Below are 558 nucleotides of genomic sequence, written 5' to 3'. Positions count from 1 at the left end.
GCCATATTTCTTGCGGAATTCCTCGTCGACCTTCTTGTTCGCGGCCGTGAGCGTGCGCGCGTGGTTCTTCAGGAACGCGCGATAGCGCACAAGAATGTTGGCGTGCTTGGGTTCGTTGCAGTTGAGCGCGGCCACGTTGTACGCCGAACGCAGGTTCCACAGCATCTGCGAAGGCGAGATGTTGCGGTTGACGGATTCGCGCAGCCCGTTGGCATCGGCTGCCGGGAAGGCAAGGTTGTTGCTGGCGCCGTTGGGCGGCATCGGCTTGGGCGGAATGATGACCACCTTCGGCGGCGGGGGCGGCGGAGGCGGCGGCGGGGGTTCGCAGTCCTCGTCGTCCTCGTCGCAGGGCGGCGGGACCGACGTCGTCGGCGGCGGAATGATCAGTGTCGGCGGCAGCGGGTCGAACCGGCCGGGCGGCAGGACGATTTCCCGCGCCGGCGGAAACACAGGCAGGTCGGCCGGCGGCGGGGCCGGAACGTTCAGCGGGGCTGCGGAGGGCGCCCGCCCGACTTCCAGAGGCGGCGCCGGTATGTAACCGGCGATCCGCGTGGGAGC

Annotated in this window: 1 pseudogene; it reads right to left on the bottom strand. The window is 68.8% G+C overall.

Features of this window, described 5'->3' with window-relative positions:
- Positions 1-558: pseudogene (locus ACFC3J_RS22970) on the bottom strand (hypothetical protein); the annotation flags it as partial.

Source organism: Sphingobium sp. (assembly GCF_041987595.1).
Taxonomy (GTDB): domain Bacteria; phylum Pseudomonadota; class Alphaproteobacteria; order Sphingomonadales; family Sphingomonadaceae; genus Sphingobium.
The sequence above is the reverse complement of the archived record's forward strand: the minus strand, read 5'-3'. Positions and strand labels throughout refer to the sequence as shown.